This is a genomic window from Klebsiella sp. HMSC16A12 (genome assembly GCF_001808265.1).
GTDB lineage: Bacteria > Pseudomonadota > Gammaproteobacteria > Enterobacterales > Enterobacteriaceae > Klebsiella > Klebsiella pneumoniae.
In genome coordinates this window covers 141,588-162,383 of the sequence record NZ_KV792561.1, presented here as the reverse complement: position 1 = coordinate 162,383, position 20,796 = coordinate 141,588, and the positions used below count along the sequence as shown (strand labels likewise).

The 20,796-nt window shown below is 59.5% G+C and carries 24 protein-coding genes; 6 read left to right on the top strand and 18 right to left on the bottom strand.

All coding sequences use genetic code 11. The features are described 5' to 3' along the window. The first annotated feature begins 13 nt into the window (after positions 1-13). Positions 14-523, top strand: coding sequence for a PTS glucose transporter subunit IIA (gene crr, locus HMPREF3140_RS07175; protein ID WP_000522253.1), 510 nt, complete (start codon positions 14-16; stop codon positions 521-523). 40 nt (positions 524-563) lie between these two features. Here the strand turns inward: crr and HMPREF3140_RS07170 are convergent, their stop codons facing one another. Together HMPREF3140_RS07170 and pdxK are read right to left on the bottom strand one after the other, a co-directional pair. Further along, on the bottom strand, positions 564-803 hold the full coding sequence (locus tag HMPREF3140_RS07170) for a hypothetical protein (RefSeq protein WP_032412105.1): 240 nt from the start codon (positions 801-803) through the stop codon (positions 564-566). Then, positions 800-1,666 carry a pyridoxine/pyridoxal/pyridoxamine kinase gene (pdxK, locus tag HMPREF3140_RS07165; protein WP_004174917.1) on the bottom strand — a complete coding sequence of 289 codons (867 nt, stop codon included), beginning with the start codon at positions 1,664-1,666 and terminating at the stop codon, positions 800-802. The genes HMPREF3140_RS07170 and pdxK overlap by 4 nt, the downstream gene beginning before the upstream one ends. 82 nt (positions 1,667-1,748) lie before the next feature. On the opposite strand from pdxK, the gene ptsJ reads away from it, so the two are divergent. Both ptsJ and HMPREF3140_RS07155 read left to right on the top strand, forming a co-directional pair. Next, entirely contained in the window at positions 1,749-3,047 is a 1,299-nt protein-coding gene (gene ptsJ / locus HMPREF3140_RS07160; protein WP_032412107.1) for a MocR-like B6 salvage transcription factor PtsJ, read from the top strand. Between the two features lie 140 nt (positions 3,048-3,187). Further along, positions 3,188-3,583: a YybH family protein gene (locus HMPREF3140_RS07155; protein WP_004180829.1), complete on the top strand. Its 396-nt coding sequence runs from the start codon at positions 3,188-3,190 to the stop codon at positions 3,581-3,583. Here HMPREF3140_RS07155 and cysM read toward each other — a convergent pair. From cysM to cysP, 5 genes are all read right to left on the bottom strand, one after another. Continuing rightward, positions 3,580-4,491 carry a cysteine synthase CysM gene (gene cysM / locus HMPREF3140_RS07150; protein WP_023285409.1) on the bottom strand — a complete coding sequence of 304 codons (912 nt, stop codon included), beginning with the start codon at positions 4,489-4,491 and terminating at the stop codon, positions 3,580-3,582. The two genes, HMPREF3140_RS07155 and cysM, sit on opposite strands and share 4 nt — an antisense overlap. A 118-nt stretch (positions 4,492-4,609) precedes the next feature. Beyond that, positions 4,610-5,704: a sulfate/thiosulfate ABC transporter ATP-binding protein CysA gene (cysA, locus tag HMPREF3140_RS07145; RefSeq protein WP_023285410.1), complete on the bottom strand. Its 1,095-nt coding sequence runs from the start codon at positions 5,702-5,704 to the stop codon at positions 4,610-4,612. Next, the gene (cysW, locus tag HMPREF3140_RS07140) at positions 5,694-6,569 is read right to left on the bottom strand and encodes a sulfate/thiosulfate ABC transporter permease CysW (protein WP_002913625.1); all 876 of its coding nucleotides are present in this window, start codon (positions 6,567-6,569) and stop codon (positions 5,694-5,696) included. The genes cysA and cysW overlap by 11 nt, the downstream gene beginning before the upstream one ends. Further along, a complete protein-coding gene (cysT, locus tag HMPREF3140_RS07135) occupies positions 6,569-7,402 on the bottom strand; it encodes a sulfate/thiosulfate ABC transporter permease CysT (RefSeq protein ID WP_070552898.1) in 834 nt (277 codons plus the stop codon). Before cysT ends, cysW begins: the two co-directional genes overlap by 1 nt. Next, the gene (cysP, locus tag HMPREF3140_RS07130) at positions 7,402-8,418 is read right to left on the bottom strand and encodes a thiosulfate/sulfate ABC transporter substrate-binding protein CysP (RefSeq protein ID WP_004185040.1); all 1,017 of its coding nucleotides are present in this window, start codon (positions 8,416-8,418) and stop codon (positions 7,402-7,404) included. The genes cysT and cysP overlap by 1 nt, the downstream gene beginning before the upstream one ends. A 275-nt stretch (positions 8,419-8,693) precedes the next feature. Here cysP and HMPREF3140_RS29625 point away from each other — a divergent pair, with 275 nt between their 5' ends. Continuing rightward, entirely contained in the window at positions 8,694-8,903 is a 210-nt protein-coding gene (locus HMPREF3140_RS29625; RefSeq protein WP_352600667.1) for an endonuclease domain-containing protein, read from the top strand. A 154-nt stretch (positions 8,904-9,057) separates the two neighbouring features. Here HMPREF3140_RS29625 and HMPREF3140_RS07115 read toward each other — a convergent pair whose 3' ends face one another. The 4 genes from HMPREF3140_RS07115 to HMPREF3140_RS07100 all read right to left on the bottom strand — a co-directional run bounded on the left by HMPREF3140_RS07115 (position 9,058) and on the right by HMPREF3140_RS07100 (position 11,550). Beyond that, positions 9,058-9,957 carry a Dyp-type peroxidase gene (locus HMPREF3140_RS07115; protein WP_004145614.1) on the bottom strand — a complete coding sequence of 300 codons (900 nt, stop codon included), beginning with the start codon at positions 9,955-9,957 and terminating at the stop codon, positions 9,058-9,060. A 94-nt stretch (positions 9,958-10,051) separates the two neighbouring features. Continuing rightward, the gene (locus HMPREF3140_RS07110) at positions 10,052-10,627 is read right to left on the bottom strand and encodes an RpoE-regulated lipoprotein (protein ID WP_032412112.1); all 576 of its coding nucleotides are present in this window, start codon (positions 10,625-10,627) and stop codon (positions 10,052-10,054) included. A 61-nt stretch (positions 10,628-10,688) separates the two neighbouring features. Next, complete coding sequence (locus tag HMPREF3140_RS07105) at positions 10,689-11,138, bottom strand: DUF2919 domain-containing protein (protein WP_004185043.1); 450 nt, start codon at positions 11,136-11,138, stop codon at positions 10,689-10,691. Continuing rightward, on the bottom strand, positions 11,125-11,550 hold the full coding sequence (locus HMPREF3140_RS07100; protein WP_002913637.1) for a GNAT family acetyltransferase: 426 nt from the start codon (positions 11,548-11,550) through the stop codon (positions 11,125-11,127). The genes HMPREF3140_RS07105 and HMPREF3140_RS07100 overlap by 14 nt, the downstream gene beginning before the upstream one ends. 211 nt (positions 11,551-11,761) lie before the next feature. Between HMPREF3140_RS07100 and amiA the strand changes: the two genes are divergently transcribed. After that, positions 11,762-12,634: an N-acetylmuramoyl-L-alanine amidase AmiA gene (amiA, locus tag HMPREF3140_RS07095; protein ID WP_070552897.1), complete on the top strand. Its 873-nt coding sequence runs from the start codon at positions 11,762-11,764 to the stop codon at positions 12,632-12,634. Then, complete coding sequence (gene hemF / locus HMPREF3140_RS07090) at positions 12,634-13,533, top strand: oxygen-dependent coproporphyrinogen oxidase (protein WP_004145617.1); 900 nt, start codon at positions 12,634-12,636, stop codon at positions 13,531-13,533. Before amiA ends, hemF begins: the two co-directional genes overlap by 1 nt. Positions 13,534-13,576: 43 nt before the next feature. On the opposite strand, the gene eutR is transcribed toward hemF, so the two are convergent. The 7 genes from eutR to eutH are packed head-to-tail and all read right to left on the bottom strand — an operon-like array spanning position 13,577 to position 20,766. Next, positions 13,577-14,629, bottom strand: coding sequence for an HTH-type transcriptional regulator EutR (gene eutR, locus HMPREF3140_RS07085; protein ID WP_070552896.1), 1,053 nt, complete (start codon positions 14,627-14,629; stop codon positions 13,577-13,579). A 45-nt stretch (positions 14,630-14,674) separates the two neighbouring features. Beyond that, positions 14,675-15,160: an ethanolamine utilization microcompartment protein EutK gene (gene eutK / locus HMPREF3140_RS07080; protein WP_004213215.1), complete on the bottom strand. Its 486-nt coding sequence runs from the start codon at positions 15,158-15,160 to the stop codon at positions 14,675-14,677. An 11-nt stretch (positions 15,161-15,171) separates the two neighbouring features. After that, a complete protein-coding gene (gene eutL, locus HMPREF3140_RS07075) occupies positions 15,172-15,831 on the bottom strand; it encodes an ethanolamine utilization microcompartment protein EutL (protein ID WP_004174905.1) in 660 nt (219 codons plus the stop codon). Between the two features lie 9 nt (positions 15,832-15,840). After that, complete coding sequence (gene eutC, locus HMPREF3140_RS07070) at positions 15,841-16,740, bottom strand: ethanolamine ammonia-lyase subunit EutC (RefSeq protein WP_004213213.1); 900 nt, start codon at positions 16,738-16,740, stop codon at positions 15,841-15,843. Between the two features lie 20 nt (positions 16,741-16,760). Further along, a complete protein-coding gene (gene eutB / locus HMPREF3140_RS07065) occupies positions 16,761-18,122 on the bottom strand; it encodes an ethanolamine ammonia-lyase subunit alpha (protein WP_004152001.1) in 1,362 nt (453 codons plus the stop codon). Between the two features lie 11 nt (positions 18,123-18,133). Further along, on the bottom strand, positions 18,134-19,537 hold the full coding sequence (gene eutA, locus HMPREF3140_RS07060) for an ethanolamine ammonia-lyase reactivating factor EutA (RefSeq protein ID WP_029884016.1): 1,404 nt from the start codon (positions 19,535-19,537) through the stop codon (positions 18,134-18,136). Next, complete coding sequence (gene eutH / locus HMPREF3140_RS07055; RefSeq protein ID WP_004149260.1) at positions 19,534-20,766, bottom strand: ethanolamine utilization protein EutH; 1,233 nt, start codon at positions 20,764-20,766, stop codon at positions 19,534-19,536. The genes eutA and eutH overlap by 4 nt, the downstream gene beginning before the upstream one ends. Positions 20,767-20,796 lie beyond the last annotated feature (30 nt).

Genomic DNA, 20,796 nt, shown 5'->3' with positions numbered 1-20,796 from the left:
TTAGGAGAAGATCATGGGTTTGTTTGATAAATTGAAATCTCTGGTTTCTGATGACAAGAAAGACACCGGAACTATTGAGATTGTTGCTCCCCTCTCCGGTGAGATCGTCAACATTGAAGACGTGCCGGATGTGGTTTTTGCGGAAAAAATTGTGGGCGATGGGATTGCCATCAAACCGACTGGCAACAAAATGGTCGCGCCGGTAGACGGTACCATTGGTAAAATTTTCGAAACCAACCACGCGTTCTCTATTGAATCTGATAGCGGCATTGAGCTGTTCGTTCACTTCGGTATTGATACCGTTGAACTGAAAGGCGAAGGCTTCAAGCGTATCGCTGAAGAAGGTCAGCGCGTGAAAGTCGGCGATCCGGTTATCGAATTTGATCTGCCGCTGCTGGAAGAGAAAGCCAAGTCGACTCTGACGCCGGTGGTTATCTCCAACATGGACGAGATCAAAGAGCTGATCAAACTGTCCGGTAGCGTGACCGTGGGTGAAACCCCGGTAATCCGCATCAAGAAGTAATGCTTGCTGCATAAAAATGGCGCCGAAAGGCGCCATTTTTTTATACCGCGCAGGTTACCGGTCGATAGCACTTCTCGCGGGACAAGACGCGCAATCCCTCCGGGGTGCTCTCCAGAATTCGCCGCTCGCTGTCAGCGACCAGCAGTTCGCACTGATATCCACCGGCCAGGCAGAACAGCGACCGCGCCACGCAGGCATCCTCCAGCGCCGCCTCACCTGTCGTATCAAAATGACCAACAATGCGTCCCTGCTGGCGGATCACTAACCGATAGCTTTTCATCTGCTTTGCTCCAGCGGCGGTAGGATCAATTCGTCACACCCCTGGGCGGCAGTCCAGTTCATCACCTCCAGCACGCGCTGGGCAGCAGCCTGCGTCGCTGCCCCCAGCGCCAGGCCGGAAAGCAACCCGCTCACCAGCTCCGCGCAGAACAGATCGCCGGTTCCTTTTAAGTCTGTCTCCACCCGCGGGTGAACCACCACTTCCACTGCATCGGCCGTCACCACCAGCACATTGATCGTCGAATCGGCCTCTCCCGGCGCGCTGGTGATCACCACCCATTTGAGGGTGTCCGACAGCAGGCTTCGCGCCGCGGCGACCGCCTCCTGCCGATCGCGACAGCGCTGGCCGCTCAGCGTCTCCAGTTCGAACAGATTGGGGGTGATCCCTTGCGCCAGCGGCAGCAGGTGCTGACGATAGGCGTCCGGGATCTCAGCCTTGACATAGATGCCGCTGTCGACATCGCCGATGACCGGATCCACCAGAATGCACAACCCGGGATGGCGGGCCCGTACGCGCGTCAGCCACTGCGCCAGGCGTTCGATTTGCACAGCGCTGCCCATATAGCCGGTGGTGACCGCACGCAGTTCGCGCAGCGCGTCGCGCTCCTCCAGCGCCTGCAGATACCCGACAAACCACTCTTCCGGAATAATGCCGCCATAGAACGTCTCATAATGGGGCGTATTACTGAACAGCACCGTCGGCACCGCCAGCACGCGCAGACCATGCTGTTTAATCGCCGGAACCGCGATGCTGTTGCCGACGCTGCCATAGACTACCTGCGACTGCACGGCGACGATATCCACTTCCGACGCCCGGCTTTTGTCGTGAAAGAGCACTGATTGTATATCATCCTGCTGGCCCATCTTTTCTCCCCCCGCTGGACAGCGGGTCACGCACTGATTATGATTCGTCCTATGCTAAATTCCATTTTGTCATAGGTCAATAATGTTAGCCGGAAAAACCGCCAGCGAAATCTTCGATAACATCCGCCATCTGGTGCAGAGCGGCGGGTTGCAGCCCGGAGAGGTTCTGCCGCCGGTACGTGAACTCGCCAGCCAGCTTGCAGTGAATCGCAACACTGTCGCCGCCGCCTATAAACGGCTGGTGACCTCCGGGCTGGCCGTCAGTCAGGGACGCAACGGTACAGCCATTAAAGCGCGGGACACACTGCCGGCGCTGGAGGGAGGTGACCCAACGACCCCGCTGAACGATATCTCCAGCGGCAATCCGGATCCGGCCAGACTGCCTGATTTACCCCGCTATCTGGGCCAGATTGCCCGCACGCCCCGCCTGTATGGCGATGCGCCCATTGAGCCGCGGCTTGGCCAATGGGCCGAGGCGTGGTTTGCCAGAGAGATAGCCGTTCCCTTTGCGGTGAATCTCGCCAGCGGGGCGATAGACGCCCTGGAGCGCCTGCTGTGCGCCCTGCTGCTCCCCGGCGACGGCGTTGTGGTGGAAGATCCCTGTTTTCTCAGCAGCATCAATATGGTGCGTTACGCCGGTTTTACCCCCTGCCCGGTGGCGGTGGATGCCGAAGGGATGGATCCTGACGGCCTGGAGGAGGCGTTACGCAACGGCGCACGGGCGGTGATCTTAACCCCGCGCGCGCATAATCCTACCGGCTGTAGCCTGACGGAAACCCGGGCGCATGCCCTGCGGGAGGTGCTAGCCCGCTATCCGCAGGTACTGGCGATTGTTGATGACCATTTTGCCCTGCTGTCGGCCACGCCATGGCACTCCCCTCTTCCTGCAAGCACCCAACGCTGGGCGCTGGTGCGCTCAATGTCAAAAACCCTCGGACCAGACCTGCGGCTGGCCTTTATCGCCAGCGATGCCGCTACTTCAGCGGCGCTGCGCCTGCGGCTTAACGCCGGCAGCCAGTGGGTCAGCCATCTGCTGCAGGACCTGACGCTGGCCTGCCTGACCGACGAGGCGTTTATCGCCTCGATGACGGAGACTCGTCGTCACTATCGCCAGCAGAATGCGAAACTGGCGGCGGCGCTGGCCCGGCACGGCTTCAGCCATGCTACGCCAGGGGATGGCCTCAATTTCTGGCTGCCGCTGCCAGCGGCGAGCCAGCCCTACGCCTTACGCCTGGCCCGCGCCGGCTGGCTGGTCCGGGAGGGAGAGGTGTTTGGCATCCGTACGCCCTCCCACGGGCTACGCCTGTCGCTGGGCCGTCTGAGTGACGCTGAGATTTCCCGCCTGGCGGCCGATATTGCGCAGGCCTTAGACGCCCCCTGACGCAGGCAGTCCACCGAACGTATCGGGGAGTGATGGCAGCTGCCGACAAATTAATGAAAAATAAACGACAGCAGGCTAGTCTTACCTGCATGCCCTGATCGCCGAGGCGGACAAATCGCTCACAACAAGGAGCACCAGAGATGCATCACCCTGACCCGGCACTGAAAGCGGTCATTGAAGCCTGCGATCGCGCTATCTCGCAGGAAGATTACGATACCCTGATGAGTTATTACGCAGAAGACGCCGCGCTGGTCGTCAAACCGGGCATGGTGGTCAGAGGGAAAGAGAATATCCGCAAAGCCTTTATCGCCATTGCCGACTATTTCCAGCACCGACTGGTGGTGACTCAGGGGAAAATGGAGGTTATTGAAGGCGGCGGCAATGCGCTGGTGATTATGGAGACCCGGCTGGATATCCCGACGGCGGACGGGATATCCCAGGTCACGCGACGCGCCACCTATGTCTTTCAGAAGCAGGGCGAACGCTGGCTGTGCACCGTCGATAACTCCTACGGCACCGACCTGCTTGATGATTAAATGCCCGCCCCCTGGCTAAAGTGTTCTTCGCCGAAGACGCCGGTGGAAAGGTAACGATCGCCGCGATCGCAGACGATCGCCACCACCACCGCGCCAGGATTTTCGCGGGCTATGCGTAACGCGCCCGCTACCGCGCCGCCCGAACTGACGCCGCAGAAAATGCCTTCCCGCACCGCCAGCTGACGCATGGTGTTCTCGGCATCCTGCTGATGAATATCCAGCACCGTATCCACCAGCGAAGCGTTAAAGATCCCCGGCATATACTCTTCCGGCCAGCGGCGGATCCCGGGAATACTGCTCCCCTCCTCCGGCTGCAGGCCAACAATGGTCACCGGTTTACTCTGTTCACGCAGAAAACGTGACACGCCGGTAATGGTGCCGGTGGTCCCCATACTGGAGACAAAGTGGGTGATACGCCCCGCGGTCTGCTGCCAGATTTCCGGCCCGGTGGTGGTGTAGTGGGCGTAGGGGTTATCCGGGTTGTTAAACTGATCGAGCAGTTTGCCTTCTCCGCGCTGGGCCATTTCCAGAGCCAGGTCGCGGGCCCCCTCCATCCCCTGCTCTTTGCTGACCAGGATAAGCTCGGCGCCGTAAGCGCGCATCGCGGCCCGACGCTCCTGGCTCATGTTGTCGGGCATCAGCAGCTTCATCCGGTAGCCTTTCAGCGCGGCGATCATCGCCAGCGCAATACCGGTGTTGCCGCTGGTCGCTTCGATCAGCACGTCTCCGGGCTGAATTTCGCCGCGCTTTTCCGCTTCGACGATCATCGACAGCGCGGCGCGATCTTTCACCGAGCCGGCCGGATTATTGCCTTCGAGTTTGACCCAGACTTCGCTGCCGTTGTCCGGTCCCAGACGCTGAAGTTTGACCAGAGGGGTATTGCCGATGGTTTGTTCGAGTGTATTCACGATTTTTACTCAATAAAAAAGCCGGGCGGCGCTTCGCTTACCCGGCCTGGCAGACGCGTGATAATTCCAGACCGGGTGAGCAGAGCCTCACCCGGCAAAAGCACATGGATTTAAGCTATCAGGCCGACTCCGCCAGAGCAAGCTCGCCGCGCGGCTCGATACGCTCGGTACCGTTGTACAAACGCGCGTTTTGCAGCCCGACGAACAGCCGTTCGCCGCGGGACGGCGCCTCGCCGCCCGTTAACACCACGCTCAGCGGTTCATCATACCACCCCAGAGGCTGGACGACTAATTGGGTGTAGTGCCCTTTCGGACTGGCCTCCAGGACCTGCACCGGCAGCGGCGAATCCAGGCTGGTCCGCCGGCTGATGTCCACTTCCCACGGGCGCAGGAACAGGTCCACTGGCCCCTGGTATGCCGGGGTATAGCCTAACGGCCAGCGGTGGGCGCCGACCTGGAACTGTCCACCGCGGATGACCCCCTGCAGGCGGTTCACTTCCCCCATAAACTCCAGCACGAAACGGGTAGACGGCTCACGCCATACGCGCTCCGGGGCATCGGCCTGTTCGATGTTGCCCTGGCTCATGACCACCACTCGGTCGGCAACTTCCATCGCCTCTTCCTGATCGTGGGTGACGAACACGCTGGTGAATTTCAGCTCTTCATGCAGCTGACGCAGCCAGCGGCGCAGCTCTTTACGCACCTGCGCATCCAGCGCACCGAAAGGTTCATCCAACAGCAAAATTTGCGGCTCCACCGCCAGGGCGCGCGCCAGCGCCACGCGCTGCTTCTGGCCTCCGGACAGCTGCGCCGGATAGCGATCCGCCAGATGGGCCAGCTGCACCATCTCCAGCAGTTTGGTCACCTTGGCTTTAATCGCCGCCGCATTGGGGCGTTCGCGGCGCGGCAGCACGGTCAGGCCAAAGGCGATGTTATCGAACACCGTCATATGGCGGAACAGCGCATAGTGCTGGAAAACGAAGCCCACTTTACGGTCGCGAGCGTGCATCCGACTGACGTCGGTACCGTGGAAGCGGATATGACCGCTGGTCTGATGCTCCAGACCGGCGATAATTCGCAGCAGGGTGGTTTTTCCGGAGCCCGAGGGCCCCAGCAGCGCAACCATTTGTCCGGAAGGGATATCCAACGAGATATCATTCAGCACCTGGGTGCGACCAAACGATTTCTTAATATTGGCAATCTCAATGCTCATGATTTCCCTCCTGTTGCGCGCGTTCTTTCTGATTGGCCAGACGCCATTGCAACATACTCTTTAAAAACAGGGTCAGAATAGCCATTAACGTCAGCAGGGCGGCGGCGGTAAACGAGCCGACGGTGTTGTAATCCTGCTCCAGTAGTTCAATTTGCAGCGGCAGCGACAGCGTTTCGCCGCGGATCGAGCCGGAAACCACCGACACCGCGCCAAACTCGCCGATGGCGCGGGCGTTGGTCAGCACCACGCCGTACAGCAGCGCCCAGCGAATATTGGGCAACGTCACCCGGCGGAACATCTGCCAGCCGGACGCGCCCAGCAGCACCGCGGCCTCATCTTCATGACTGCCCTGACTCATCATCACCGGCACCAGCTCACGCACCACAAACGGACAGGTAACAAAGATGGTCGCCAGCACCATGCCCGGCCAGGCGAACATGATTTGCAGATTATGCGCGTCAAGCCAGCCGCCCAGCGGACCGTTAGAGCCGTAAAACAGCAGATACACCAGACCGGCCACCACCGGCGAGACGGCGAACGGGATATCCAGCAACGTCAGCAGCAGCTGGCGCCCCGGAAAGGTAAAACGTGTCACCAGCCAGGCCAGCAAGGTACCGAACACCAGGTTCACCGGTACGGTAATCAACGCAATCATCACCGTCAGCCAGATGGCATGCAGCATGTCCGGGTTCGCCAGGTTTTCCAGCACCGGCATCAATCCTTTGCTGAAGGCCTGGATAAAGATGTAGAGCATCGGCACCACAAGGATGAAGGCGGAGACCAGCATCCCGACGCCAATCAGAAACCATTTTCCCCAGTTGATACGGGGCGCGTCGTAGCGTTTCAATTGAGTAACTTCCGCCATTAGTGACCTACCACGCGTCGACCAAAGCGACTCTGCAGGGTATTGATGGAAAACAGCAGCAGCAGTGAGCCGGCCAGGATCACCGAGGCGATGGCGCTCGCCGCCGGATAGTCAAACTCCTGCAGACGAATAAAGATCATCAGCGACGTCACTTCCGTCTTCCACGCGATGTTGCCGGCGATAAAAATCACCCCGCCGAATTCGCCGAGGCTGCGGGTAAACGACAGAGCAATGCCCGCCAGCAGCGCCGGCGACAGCTCCGGCAGCACCACCTTGCGGAAACTCTGCCAGCGCGTGGCGCCCAGCGTTTCCGCCGCTTCCTCATACTCGGGCCCCAACTCTTCCAGCACCGGCTGCACGGTGCGTACCACAAACGGGATGCTGGTGAAGGCCATCGCCACGGCGATGCCGAGCCAGGTATAGGTGACTTTAATATCGAACTTCGCCAGCCATTCCCCGTAAATACCGTTCACCGAAAACAGCGAGGCCAGGGTCAGACCGGCTACCGCCGTCGGCAGCGCAAACGGCAGGTCCATTAAGGCATCCAGCAGCGTGCGGCCCGGAAAACGATAGCGGGTCAGGATCCAGGCCATCAGCAGACCAAAGACGCCGTTAAAAATCGAGGCCACAAACGCCGACAGCAGCGTAACCTTATAGGCAGCCACCACCTGCGGGTTGGTGATCACATCCCAGTACTGCGCCCAACTCATCTGCGCCAGCTGCATCACCAACGCGCTGAGCGGTAATAACAAAATCAGACAGACAAACAGCAGGCTGGTGCCAAGGCTCAGGGTAAAGCCCGGCAGCACGCGCTTGGACGACACAGCAAACATTACTTACGCCCCGCCGCCAGCAGTTTGTCCAGTTCGCCGCCGCTGGCGAAATGGGTTTTCATCACCTCAGGCCAGGAGCCAAACTTATCTTCCACGCGGAACAGCTCGGTCTGCGGGAATTTATCCTTCAGAGCATCCATCACTTTCGGGTTGTTTACCCGATAGTAGTAGTCGGTAATGATAGTTTGCGCCTGTGGCGTATAGAGCCAGTTCAGGTAGGCTTTCGCCGCCTTTTCCGTGCCATTGGCTTTGACGTTTTTATCGACCCAGGCCACCGGGAACTCCGCCAGAATGTTGGTTTTCGGGATAACCACTTCAAATCCCTGCGCCTCATACTGCTTGCGAATATTGTTCACTTCCGATTCGAAGCTAATCAGCACATCGCCGAGGCCGCGCTCGGCGAAGGTGGTGGTCGCTCCGCGCCCGCCGGTGTCAAAGACTTCGACGTTCTTGAGAAACTGAGTCATAAACTGTTCGGTTTTAGCTTTATCGCCGCCATCGGCTTTATCCGCCGCGCCCCATGCCGCCAGGTAGGTGTATCGGGCGTTACCCGAGGTTTTCGGATTCGGGAAGATCAGCTTAACGTCAGAGCGAACCAGGTCGTTCCAGTCATGAATGTTTTTCGGATTGCCTTTACGCACCAGGAAACCCATCGTCGAATAGAACGGTGAGCTGTTGTTCGGCAGACGGCTTTGCCAGTCGGCCGGGATCAGGTTGCCTTTGTCATGCAGGATCTGCACGTCCGTCACCTGGTTGTAGGTGACCACGTCCGCCTTCAGGCCCTGCAAAATAGCCAGCGCCTGCTTGGATGAACCGGCATGCGACTGCTTGATGGTCAGCTTGTCCCCGCCATTGTCTTTCGCCCACTGCTGCTCAAAAGGCGGGTTAAGGGCGGCAAACAGCTCGCGGGAGACATCATAGGAGCTGTTCAGCAGCTCCGTCGCCTGCGTCTGCGCCACCAGCAGCATGGAAGCCGCCAGCGCCAGATATCCTTTTTTCAGTGATTTAACGGCCATTGCGCACCCTTATCAACGTTGAACATTTTCTGATGATCATCATATTTATAACGGGTACGAAAGGAGTAACGGTTTTATATACCGTTTGGCGATTTGGAAGTCGAAAAGGGAATAAGCAACTGGCAAAGCTTAGCTGAAAGCGGCTCGCAGATTAGACGGGTCATTGTGACAAACGGCAGCCAGGCGTGCACTGTGTTTATATGAAAAACACACAGATATTTGCTCGTCAGCTCAGACGTAGCTTAACGCCCGCAGAACGTCGACCAGGGTACTGACTGGGCAACCGCCGTTTTGCTAGCGATACGTTTCGCCGCCAGCGCCCCGTTGCCCCCTATATTCTCGATTTCGCCTGCTGCGCAATACGGCTGGCGATTGAACTGGACGGCGGCCAACACGATGACGCCGCACCCGCTGGCAACAGAGCGAGGGATGGCGAGTTTTACGCTTCTGGAATATTGAGTTTGAAGAGTATGGTGATGCGGTGATGGAGGGGATACTTGAAGCGCCTGAGTCGCCGATGCCCTCACCCCTCCCCTCTGACTGAGGGAGAGGGAGTAAAAGAATCCGCACGCAGATCCCATAGCCGCACCTTACCGTCCCCTCTCCCCTTTGGGGAGAGGGTTAGGGTGAGGGGAAAAATTACAGCGCCTGGATACGCTCCAGCGACGGCGCGAAGTAATACCCGCCGGTCACCGGTTTGGTGAAGCGCAGCATCGCGTCGCGTTTACCGTCGGTATCGCCAAACATGCTCAGCAGCTGCTGCTCGATGTTATACAGGCGCGCGCAGTAGGCGCAGAAATAGAGGCCATGGGTGCCGCTGGCGGTGCCGTACGGCAGGCTCTGACGGACGATTTTCAACCCTTTGCCATCTTCTTTTAAGTCCACGCGGCTCAGGTGCGACGTGACCGGACGTTCATCGCCATCGATCTCTTCGTTAGCGTCTTTAGTACGGCCGATCATCATCTCCTGATCCGGCACGCTCATGCGGTTCAGCTGTTTGAGATTATGCTCCCAGCGCTGGACGAACACGTAGCTGCCGCCCGCATCCACGCCGTCTTTAATGACCGCCACTTCGCGGCGGGTTTCTTCCCCCGCCGGGTTTTCGGTGCCATCGACGAAGCCGCTGAGGTCACGCTCTTCCACCCAGCGGAAGCCGTGGATCTCTTCTTTCACGTCGATAGCGTCGCCAAAGGCGGCCAGCGCGGCCTGCGCCACCGAGAAGTTAACTTCATGACGGGCGGATAAAATATGAATCAGCAGGTCATACTGGGTGGACGGCGCCAGCCCTTTGCCATAGACCGGGAAATCTTTTAACTCATCCGCCCCTTCGCCGCCGCTCAGCTGACGCCAGACGTTATTGCCGAACGCCACCACCGCACCGAGTTTGGCGTCGGGGAATTTAGCCTGGAAGGTGGCCACGTTATCGACAAAAATTTTGCTCGCTTCGCGCAGGGCGTTAACGTCCCCTTTGAGATTGGCTTCAATCCAAATCGCCGCGCGGCAATGTTCCGGCAAAATGCCGCTCTGAACCTGAGACATCGCTCCTCCTGAAATGATGCAACCACAACGCTGTCGCGTTGCTAACGCGCCATTGTAACCGTTTTTCAGAGCTGTCGTGTCTCTTCAGATCAATTTAGCGACGCCAGATAATCTTGCTGACCTTCCAGTTTTTCAGCGTATCGTCGGAGGGCATCAGCTCGTCCGGACCGCTCCAGTGGCCAGTGAAGGCATAGCTGATATGCTGGCTCCCCTCGGCCTGACACTCGACGACCGCCCCGTTGTCATGGCTGCCTTTCTGGCAGTTGCCGAAGGCTTTGCTGTACAGGTCGCTAAACGGTGTGCCGATTTTCACGCCGCTGGCGGTTTTGATATCCGCATCACGCACGTCAATCCGGCTGATAGCACCGTTGTCGCCATTGATGGTCAGCGCCACGCTGTTGTTTTTCAGCGCTTCAAAGTAGTGGACGATATTGCCCTTATGGGTCTTCATTCCGCTGCGTAAACGGTAGTCGCTGCCCAGCGCATCGCTAATCGCCTGTTCATTGAGCGGCGTGGAAGCCGTCAGTTTACCCACTCCCTGCTCGGTCACCTCGGTGGAAGCGCCAAACCAGTTCCACGGATAGGCCGCCGACCAGTTGACTGCGCTCATCGTGGAGCAGCCGGTCAGCGCCAGCGGAAGTGCACAGAGCATTACACGTAGCGATTTCATATCTCAATCCTTTCTGAGTCATTCAACGCATGTTGGAGTTCACGATCGGCAAAAAGTGCCATTAAAAGGTGGTCTGGTGAAAACAGGCGCCCAGGCGACGGCTGGTTAACAGCCACCACAGGGCATAGCCATCCGCGACCAGAAGCGCAATGGTCAACGAGGAGGGAGATTCGCCGCTCAGCCATAGCATCGGCTGCCACAGCAACAGCAGCACTTGCGATAGCACCAGCAGCCAGCGCATCGCCCGCCACAGGCGCGGCAGGCGCTGACGATAGCCGCTAAGCAGAAAGGCCAGCACCGCCGGCACGCCTGGCAGTAAACCAAGCCAGAAGCGCTCGTGATCGGGATAGAACAGATTAAGAATCGCGTCGCCCTGCTGGCGCGATGCGCCGGCTATCAAAAACAGCACCCACGTGCGGGCCTGCAACAACAGCACGCACCAGAAAAGCAAAGGCAGGCGCAGACGGCCATGGGCATCAAAATCGGCGGGGATAAACTCAGTATTCTTCATCTTCGATCAGGCGCTTGCCCAGGGTCAGGACATCGGCGTACTCATAGCCCAACCGCTCGTACATTCCCTGCACCACGTCGTTGTCTTCACGGACCATAATGTTGATTTTCGGGCAGCCGCGGGCAATCAGCTTTTTCTCCAGACGGTTGAGCAGCGCGTTCGCGATACCCCGGCCGCGATATTCCGGATGGACGCCGAGATAATAGGCCGATCCGCGATGACCGTCATATCCGCCCATCACTGTGCCGACCACTTCGCCATTCACTTCCGCCACCAGAAACAGGCTGACGTCGTGATTCAGCTTGCGCTCAATATCCATCTCCGGATCGTTCCACGGGCGCAACAGATCGCAGCGCTCCCACAGCGTCACAACCTCTTCGAAATCCTGCTGGCGAAAAACGCGAATCTCCATGGTATTCCCCACCATTGACGGTTAAAAACAGTGATTATGGCGCGAATATAACTGATAGCCAATATCAGGCGAAATCAGCGACAAAAAATGGCATAATATGACTTTGTCATGTATTGAAATGAAAAGTAAAACAATTCTTATTTTGAATGGTCGTAACGGCAAACGCGATACGATATAACATTGGACATCACTTGTTTACAATTCAGGCCGAATGAGCACTTTTAAACCCTTAAAAATACTTGCTTCGCGCCGTCAGGTGCTGAAAGCCGGGCTGGCTGCGATGACGCTGAGCGGCGTCGCCTCACAGGTCAGCGCAAAAGAACAGCCACAGAAAACGTCAAATGGACATAGCAAACCCGCCGCCAAAAAGGCCGGGGGTCGCCGGATTGTAATGTTAGATCCGGGCCACGGCGGCATCGATACCGGCGCTATCGGCCATAACGGCTCGAAAGAGAAGCATGTGGTGTTGGCGATCGCTAAGAACGTGCGCAGCATTTTGCGCAGCAACGGCATCGACGCCCGCCTGACCCGCACCGGGGATACCTTTATCCCGCTGTACGACCGCGTGGAGATCGCCCATCAGCACGGCGCCGATCTGTTTATGTCAATCCACGCCGATGGCTTCACCAACCCGAGCGCCGCCGGCGCCTCGGTGTTCGCCCTGTCAAACCGCGGCGCAAGTAGCGCCATGGCGAAATACCTCTCCGATCGCGAAAACCGCGCCGATGAGGTCGCCGGTAAGAAAGCGACGGATAAAGACCATCTGCTGCAGCAGGTACTGTTCGATCTGGTGCAGACCGACACCATCAAAAACAGCCTGACGCTGGGCTCGCATATCCTGAAAAAGATCAAGCCGGTACATAAGCTGCACAGCCGCAATACCGAGCAGGCGGCGTTCGTGGTGCTGAAGTCACCATCCATACCGTCCGTGCTGGTGGAAACCTCGTTTATCACCAACCCGAACGAGGAGAAACTGCTCGGCACCACCGCCTTCCGGCAGAAAATCGCCACCGCGATTGCCAACGGCATTATCAGCTATTTCCACTGGTTCGATAACCAGAAAGCCCATTCGAAGAGACGTTAATGAAACCCGATGCCGCGCAGGTAAAAACTTTTCTGCTCCAGCTCCAGGACAGCCTCTGTCAGCAGCTGAGCGCCGTGGATGGCGCGCCGTTTATTGAAGATGCCTGGCAGCGGGAAGGCGGTGGCGGCGGACGCAGCCGGGTGCTGCGCGAAGGCCGGGTGTTCGAGCAGGCGGGGGTCAACTTTTCCCACGTCCATGGCGACGCCATGCCTGCCTCCGCCACCGCGCACCGCCCGGAGCTGGCCGGACGCAGTTTTGAAGCCATGGGCGTCTCGCTGGTGGTTCATCCGCTGAACCCCTACGTGCCCACCAGCCATGCCAACGTGCGGTTCTTTATTGCCGAAAAGCCTGGCGCCGACCCGGTGTGGTGGTTCGGCGGCGGCTTTGATTTAACCCCTTACTACGGCTTTGAAGAGGATGCCGTCCACTGGCATCGTACCGCCCGCGATCTGTGTCTGCCGTTCGGCGAGGAAGTCTATCCGCGCTATAAAAAATGGTGCGATGATTACTTCTATCTCAAGCACCGCCAGGAGCAGCGCGGCATCGGCGGCCTGTTCTTTGACGACCTGAACACCCCGGATTTTGACCACTGCTTCGCCTTTATGCAGGCGGTCGGGAACGGCTATGCTGACGCCTATTTACCTATCGTCGAACGCCGGAAAGCCACGCCGTACGGCGAACGCGAGCGCCACTTTCAACTCTACCGTCGCGGCCGCTATGTCGAGTTCAATCTGGTCTGGGACCGAGGCACCCTGTTCGGCCTGCAGACCGGCGGGCGTACGGAGTCGATTCTGATGTCGATGCCGCCGCTGGTGCGCTGGGAATACGATTATCAGCCCGAGCCCGGCAGCCCCGAGGCGGCGCTGAGCGAGTTTATTCAGGTGCGCGACTGGCTGTAACGGCCGGATGGCGGCTGGCCACCCGGTAGCGGAGTCTCTTCCCTCACACCCACTGGCGCAGGCGATGGTGCAGCGTCATCGACGGTTTCTCAGCAAACAGCTGCTGATAGTCGGTGGCGAACTGCCCCAAATGCCAGAACCCCCACTGCATGGCCGCCTCCTTGACCGTCTCGCGCTCTGACCAGGGGCTTATCAGCTCCCGACGCACAGCGTTCAGGCGGATCCGTTTGAGCCAGGCGTTAGGACCAATCCCCAGAATCGCATGGAAGGCGTTTTGCAAAGTGCGACGGCTGACGTACAGCTGCTGGCACAGATCGAGAACGGTTAACGGCTCCGCGCTGTTTTCCAGCACATATTCGCGCGCCTGCGCCAGCAGGCGGCGGTAGCTCTGGTGGCTGACGCTCTCTGCACTTACCATCGGCTGCGCTTCTTCCAGCATCGTGCCCATCGCCAGCAACAGATTATCCCGCAGGACTTTACGCACGGCCGGCTGATGAAGGGTATCCGGATGCTCGCTAAAGGTGGCCAGCGCCTGCTGGACAAACCCCCACAGCGCGGCCTTATGCGGCTCGCGGACCGCCAGCGCTGACTGGTTGCGTAGCATATGTAGCACCCGTTCCGGGTGGTGCAGGAAACTGGCGTGACGCGCAATCACCTCCTGCGAAATCACTACCCCGAGAATGGTGTAATCATCCGGCGTGCTGAGCTCGAACTCCGTACCGCCGGGACGGGTGGCGATTTCTGCCCGGCCCAGACACTGCGAGTCGATAAACCCCTGTTCACCCCGGGTCGCCGGAATGCCAAACCAGAAGGAGTTCGGCCAGACCAGGCAGGACTGGCGCAGCGCCAGCCCGGTATATTCGCGGAAGACCTGGATCTCATCGAGTAGGATTTCGGTAAACTCGCCGCGAAACTGCCCCGGATGCAGCTGATCGTAGATCTGTTGCCAGGCGGTAATGGTCAGGGCGTGCTCATACACATCGGTTGTGTGTCGTTGATGAATATTGTCAATTTCAACCTGAGGCGTCAGCCTGGTGTCTTCCGGCAACGCCTCGCAACAGAGATGGTGCAAATTTGCAGAACGACGCTTTTTCATAATCGTTAAAGCCGGGGGCAAGCCGCTCCCGGCACCTCCGACAGGTTATGGATTTTTGAGACGATAGCGGCTACTGCGTTTTCGTAGCGTCCCTGCGGAAAAGAGCTGCTCCAGCGCCTGGCGGGCCTTATCCAGCGGCCAGGCAAAATGCGCGGCGACCTCGCCGGCCGTCATGCCCTGACGAACTGAAGCCAGCAGCGTCAGTAAGGCTTCCGATGAAGCCGGGTCAGCAGGCGGCATGGGCGCTGGCGGCGGTGGCTGAAAACCGCCGATCAGCCGCTGGGTATCCTCTTCCGGGCGACCAATTTCCCGACGGCTGATCACGCAGCCGGTCCGCCGGGCAGCGGCGGACCCGGCATCCAGCGCGGCGCGGCAGGCCGCCAGGTCGCCCTCCACCACCAGCGTTAACCTGCCCGGGTCGAGCACTTCATGACTGAGCAGGCGCACATTGGCCGCCTTAAGCATGGCATCCGCAGCGTCTATAGCCGCGACCATGCCCTCCACTTCGAGCAATCCCAGCGCATTGATCATCGCTCCCTCCATTACGCACGCTGTACAGGATGACGGGCAATATCGAGAACGGCATCGGTAAAGGCATTGCAGGCGGCTTTACAGGCGGCCTGGCTTCCCGTCAAAAAGGCGGCCGAATAGTTGGTTTCCGATGGCGGCGGGACGTAGGTCACCAGCTGAACGTCGGCCGACTTCATCGCCGCATCGATACCAAACGTCGCCTCCAGCGGCGGCGCCACCAGATAAGCGATCGGATCGCCCAACGCGATGCCAGCGGCCGATGAAAGATAAGAGCCGGTACGCGACACCACGTGCGCCAGAAACGCGGTATCTTGCGCGTCGTTAGCCCACTGGAATGCCGCCCCACCTTCAATATGCGCCATCATGGCATCCAGCCCGGCGCGAACTTCCGCCGGATTCGGGCCGCCAAGCATGATCAGTACTTCGCCGGCGGTAGGCGACGGACCATGGGCCGCGCCGGCGTAGAGGGAGCGGCCATAGACCACCTCCACCATCGCCTGCTTTGTCGCTTCGTCGGCGGCAATATACGTCACATCGTCAGAATCTGCCGTGATGAGTCCGAGGCTACGTATATGCGACGGTAATTTAAGCTCGCGCGCGAAACCGTCATTCACCGAGGCAATCACGCGCATCGCGGTGACCGAGGGTCGAATCAAATCTAATGCTGGCATGATGCCTCCTTAACGGCTCATGTTGATGCCGGAGGCTTTCTGCTCCAGCATGCGTTTGGCTAAATCCACGATCACCGCGGCGGCTTCTACCGGCGGGGTGCCGCCCTGGTGGATATTGGAGATACAGGTCCGGTCGGCCTCGACGGTGGTCGCCACCCGCGGGGAGTACACCGCGTAGCAGGAGAGGCTCTCCGACTGGCCGAGCCCCGGGCGCTCGCCAACCAGCAGGATCACCACCTTCGCGCCGAGGATCTCGCCGATCTGATCTTCAATCTTGACGCGGCCATAGCGCACGAAGAACGGCGTCCCGACCTTCAGACCCGCCTGTTTCAGGCCGGCAAGCAGCGGCGGCAGGATCTCTTCGTAGTTGGCGGTGATGGCATCCGTCGACAGGCCATCGGACACCACCACCTGCACATCCGGATCCATCACGCACTGCGCCTTCAGCGCATCAATCGCTTCCGGACTGAGGCGACGGCCCATATCCGGACGCGTGAGGTAGAGGTTCTTATCGCTAATCTCGGAACGCACTTCCAGCAGCCCCTGCGCTTTCACCCACGCTTCCGGCACCTCTTTGAGCACCGTGTCTTTCGAGCGCGAGTGATCGGCCAGGAAGCGCAGCAGCGCCTGAGTGCGCGGACGCGGGCCGGCGCGGCCGGTGCAAACGCGCGCCGCGGTACTGCGTTTCAGTTCAGTCAGTACTTCGGCGCGGTGCGGATGTTGTACCCCAATCCAGGCTTTCGCTTCCGCTGAGCCCAGGTCCAGCGTGCAGCTTTCCACCACCGCTTCGCTGGCGCAGGCGGCATGGCAGGCCGGCGTCGACGCTGCGGGGGCCTGCGGCTGCGACTGTGGTTGTCCCATTGACGCCATTACGCTGCGTACAATGTCTTCAATCTGTTTTTGATCCATGATGTGTCATCCCCGCGTCATCAGAAGAACAGTGACGGATCGCCCGCCCGTTTGGTCAGGCGACCATTTGCCATAATGCCCATCGTTTCCAGCCAGCGTTCAAACTCCGGCGACGGCCGCAGGCCCAGCAGCTGGCGCACGGTCGCGGTATCGTGGAAGGCGGTGGTCTGGTAGTTGAGCATGATGTCGTCGCCGAGCGGCATGCCCATGATGTAGTTGCAGCCTGCGGTCGCCAGCAGGATCATCAGGTTTTCGTTGAGGTTCTGGTCGGCATCGGCATGGTTGGTATAGCAGCAGTCGCAGCCCATTGAGATGCCGCTCAGCTTGCCCATAAAGTGGTCTTCCAGGCCGGCGCGAATGATTTGCCGGTCGTTATAGAGATACTCCGGCCCGATAAAGCCCACCACGGTGTTGACGAGGAACGGATCGTAGTGCCGCGCCAGGCCATAGTTACGCGCTTCCATGGTCACCTGGTCGGCGCCGAAGTTAGCGCCCGCGGAAAGCGCCGAGCCCTGCCCGGTTTCAAAGTAAAGACAGTTCTCCCCGGCGATGCGGTTAAACTCCGCCCCCACCGCCCGCGCTTCATCGAGCATCGCCAACTCGACGCCGAACTCTTTAAGCCCTTTTTCACTGCCGCAGATGCTCTGGAAGATAAGCCCCCCCGGCGCGCCGCGGCGGATGGCTTCAATCTGGGTGGTGACGTGCGCCAGCACGCAGCCCTGGGTCGGGATGTTAAACTTGTCGATCACCCCGTACACCGTATCCAGCACCCGGCTCAGGTTCTCCACGTCGTCAGTGACCGGGTTGACGCCAATCACCGCGTCGCCCGCGCCGAAGGAGAGCCCTTCATAGATTTGCGCGGCAATACTCTGCACATCGTCGCGGGTATCGTTCGGCTGCAGGCGGCAGCTAAAGGTCCCCGGCAGACCGATGGTGGTATTGGCTTTTTTGATCACCGGCATTTTTTTACCGCCGTAGATCAGATCGGCGTTGGAGCAGATCTTGGCCACCGCAGCCACCACCTCGGAGGTCAGCCCTTTGCGGACAAAGGCGATATCGTCGCTGGTGACCTCGTCGTTGAGCACGTATTCCCGCAGGTCGCTGATGGTCCAGTGTTTAATCCGCTGATAGGCGGTTTCGTTCACGTCATCCTGGATCAGGCGCGTAACGCAGTCCTCCTCATACGGGATCACTGGGTTATTACGGATATCGGCCACCGTCATATCGGAGAGCACCTGCTTGGCGGCCACGCGCTGCTGCGAACTCTCCGCCGCTACCCCCGCCAGCACATCCCCCGAACGCAGTTCGTTGGCTTTCGCCAGCACCTCTTTTACATCCTTAAACTGATAAACATTGCCGAACAATGTGGTCTTTAGTTTCATAAGTCGTTCCCTCAGGAAGGAAATGCGAGTGATTTCACCGTCACCGGCACAACCGATCCGCCAAAAAGAGGCGTACCAATGTCGATATAGTCTCCCGCCCGGATGCTCACCTCATCGATGACCGCCAGCGGAAGGTGTGGAAGCTGTGGCCGCAGCAGCATGCCCAGCGCTTTGCCAAAATCCTGCTCGGCCACCAGCAGCAGCGGACGGGGATTGGGAAAGCGGGCGACAAACGCCAGCAGGGCGTCAATTACGGTCAGTAAGGTGGCGTAGCGCACCGGAAGTGAAGCGGGAAGCGCCAGCACGTAAGCGTCCGCCTCGGGAGCCAGATCGAGCTGCGTCAGCGCCTGGAGCCAGGCGTTCGGCAGATCGGCGGCATCCTGCGGGATAGCCACCGGCAGATTGCGCAGCGGCAATGGAACCCCCTCCAGCCAGATGGTGCTCCCGGACAGGGACAGCGTATGCGCCCCGGCGCCAATCACCGTGGCGCGCACGGTTTGCGTCGGGAACTGCACGTTCATCTCACGCAGGCGCGGATGCTCATGCAGGGCCGTGGCCAGCAGCGGCCCGATATCGGAAAAACAGAAAGGATCGGCGGGCTGATGGCGGTAGCACTCCCCCACTCCGCCGGAAAGGGTAATCACCTCCGGCTGAACACCCGCAGGCAGTACTTCGGTTTGCATCAGCCCCTGCGCCAGCGGTGAGAGGGTGCCGTCGATCACCTCGACGATCAGCGCCGCCATCCGGCTCGCCACCTGCGCCAGCTGCCCGGCGGTCAGCGCCAGGGCGTTAGTGCCGGCGCCAAACAGCGCATCGACAATCCGCTGCCCCGGCGGGTGCGCGTGGACCACGCGCCCCTGAGCGTCGGTTTCCAGCAGGCGGCCGCCGACGTTGAGGCAGGCGGTGGCGCTGACGTTTCCGGCGTCAAACAGGGCATAGTTCGAGGTACCGCCGCCAATATCGATATTGAGCACCCGGCACATCCGCTGCCGGGACAGGGTCTGCGCCCCGGCGCCGTGTCCGGCAATGACCGACTCCAGATGCGGCCCGGCGCTGGCGACGACAAAATCGCCCAGCGACTGCGAGAGCGCCATTACCGCCGGGCGGGCATTGCGGGTTTTCGCGCTTTCGCCGGTGATGATGATCGCCCCGGAATCCACCGCTTGTGGAGCGATCCCTGCGGCCCGGTACTGAGCCAGAATCAGCGCCTCAAGCTCGGCCTCTTTCAGTTCTCCCTGCTTATCAACCGGCGTAAAGAAGACCGGGCTTTGCCAGCTAATGTCGCGTTTGATGAATTCATAACGCGGCACCTGGGAAACCGCCGCGCGGTTCACCAGCTCGAGGCGCGAGAAGATCACCTGCGTGGTGGTGGTGCCGATATCAATACCGACGCTCAACAGCTGGCGCGTGTTCACGAGTGCGCCTCCGCTTCGTTGTTGGCAGGCGCCGGTACGTTTTCATCTTTTGGCACCAGCAGCATCGCCACGCCAATCGCGGTAACGCCGCCGACCAGCTTGCCGACAATCATCGGAAAGATCATGGCGTTCATATTGGCCGCCGCAAAACCGAGATGGTCGCCGAGGGCGAACGCCGCTGACACCGAGAAGGCGCAGTTGATCACTTTCCCGCGGGTATCCATCTGCTTCATCATGCCGAACATCGGGATATTGTTCGCCAGGGTAGCGACCATGCCGCCGGCAGCCATATTGTTGATTTTTAGCAGATTACCAACGCGCATCAGCGGTTTTTCAAACCAGCGGGTCAGCAGGAGCACCATCGGATAAGCGCCGAGCAGCACGCAGGAGATAGAGCCAATGACTTCGATGGCGCGCATCACTTCGCCGGGCTGGTCGCCAGGCGCCATAAAGATCGGATCGAGCCCGGGGATCAGCTCCCAGCCGAGCAGGAACTTGATCACCGCCGCCGCCAGGCCGATGGTGATCAGCGCCACGAGGAATTTAGCGAAGATCTGGAAGCCGTTGATCATTTTTTCCGGAATAAACTTCAGCCCCAGCGCCACCAGCACGGCGACGATGATCACCGGGATCATATTCATCAGGATCAGCGCGAAGGTAAACTCTACCGGCTGGCCGTTGATCTCCACCCCGGAATACATCGCCACCAGACCGCCAGCGATACAGCCGATGGGAATGGTGACAATGCCCGCCAGCACGCCGAGCGCCAGCCAGCGGCGATCGGTTGGTTCGATAATGCCCAGCGCCACCGGAATGGAGAACACAATGGTCGGACCCATCATAGAGCCGAGGATCAGGCCTGAGTACATCCAGGCCGCCACGTCGCCGCCCGCGAGTTCTTTAGCGAGGAAGAAACCGCCCATGTCGCACGCCAGCAGCGTGCCGGCGAACATCGACGGGTTGGCGCCGAGCATCTCATACAGCGGAATAATCACCGGACCAAGCAGATGAGCCAGCACTGGCGCCAGGGCGGTCATCCCGACCATCGCCAGGCCCAGCGCGCCCATCGCCATAAACCCTTCTTCAAACTGACCGCCGGATCCCTCAATGCTTTTCCCCAGTTTGCCGAGAAAGCGCGCCGAGCCGCCGAACTGCGACAGGATCCTGTCCACGGCGGCAATCAGCATAAAGAACATCATGATGTACATGATGATTTCGTTAATTCCCATAGCCCTTACTCCCTGTCATTTATGATTTGT

Bases quoted from the DNA above. Each gene is read 5' to 3' on its own strand.
- crr (WP_000522253.1), top strand. From the start codon at position 14: ATGGGTTTGTTTGATAAATTGAAATCTCTGGTTTCTGATGACAAGAAA.
- HMPREF3140_RS07170 (WP_032412105.1), bottom strand. From the start codon at position 803: ATGAAAAGCTATCGGTTAGTGATCCGCCAGCAGGGACGCATTGTTGGT.
- pdxK (WP_004174917.1), bottom strand. From the start codon at position 1,666: ATGGGCCAGCAGGATGATATACAATCAGTGCTCTTTCACGACAAAAGC.
- ptsJ (WP_032412107.1), top strand. From the start codon at position 1,749: ATGTTAGCCGGAAAAACCGCCAGCGAAATCTTCGATAACATCCGCCAT.
- HMPREF3140_RS07155 (WP_004180829.1), top strand. From the start codon at position 3,188: ATGCATCACCCTGACCCGGCACTGAAAGCGGTCATTGAAGCCTGCGAT.
- cysA (WP_023285410.1), bottom strand. From the start codon at position 5,704: ATGAGCATTGAGATTGCCAATATTAAGAAATCGTTTGGTCGCACCCAG.
- cysW (WP_002913625.1), bottom strand. From the start codon at position 6,569: ATGGCGGAAGTTACTCAATTGAAACGCTACGACGCGCCCCGTATCAAC.
- cysT (WP_070552898.1), bottom strand. From the start codon at position 7,402: ATGTTTGCTGTGTCGTCCAAGCGCGTGCTGCCGGGCTTTACCCTGAGC.
- cysP (WP_004185040.1), bottom strand. From the start codon at position 8,418: ATGGCCGTTAAATCACTGAAAAAAGGATATCTGGCGCTGGCGGCTTCC.
- HMPREF3140_RS07115 (WP_004145614.1), bottom strand. From the start codon at position 9,957: ATGTCTCAGGTTCAGAGCGGCATTTTGCCGGAACATTGCCGCGCGGCG.
- HMPREF3140_RS07110 (WP_032412112.1), bottom strand. From the start codon at position 10,627: ATGAAATCGCTACGTGTAATGCTCTGTGCACTTCCGCTGGCGCTGACC.
- HMPREF3140_RS07105 (WP_004185043.1), bottom strand. From the start codon at position 11,138: ATGAAGAATACTGAGTTTATCCCCGCCGATTTTGATGCCCATGGCCGT.
- HMPREF3140_RS07100 (WP_002913637.1), bottom strand. From the start codon at position 11,550: ATGGAGATTCGCGTTTTTCGCCAGCAGGATTTCGAAGAGGTTGTGACG.
- amiA (WP_070552897.1), top strand. From the start codon at position 11,762: ATGAGCACTTTTAAACCCTTAAAAATACTTGCTTCGCGCCGTCAGGTG.
- hemF (WP_004145617.1), top strand. From the start codon at position 12,634: ATGAAACCCGATGCCGCGCAGGTAAAAACTTTTCTGCTCCAGCTCCAG.
- eutR (WP_070552896.1), bottom strand. From the start codon at position 14,629: ATGAAAAAGCGTCGTTCTGCAAATTTGCACCATCTCTGTTGCGAGGCG.
- eutK (WP_004213215.1), bottom strand. From the start codon at position 15,160: ATGATCAATGCGCTGGGATTGCTCGAAGTGGAGGGCATGGTCGCGGCT.
- eutL (WP_004174905.1), bottom strand. From the start codon at position 15,831: ATGCCAGCATTAGATTTGATTCGACCCTCGGTCACCGCGATGCGCGTG.
- eutC (WP_004213213.1), bottom strand. From the start codon at position 16,740: ATGGATCAAAAACAGATTGAAGACATTGTACGCAGCGTAATGGCGTCA.
- eutB (WP_004152001.1), bottom strand. From the start codon at position 18,122: ATGAAACTAAAGACCACATTGTTCGGCAATGTTTATCAGTTTAAGGAT.
- eutH (WP_004149260.1), bottom strand. From the start codon at position 20,766: ATGGGAATTAACGAAATCATCATGTACATCATGATGTTCTTTATGCTG.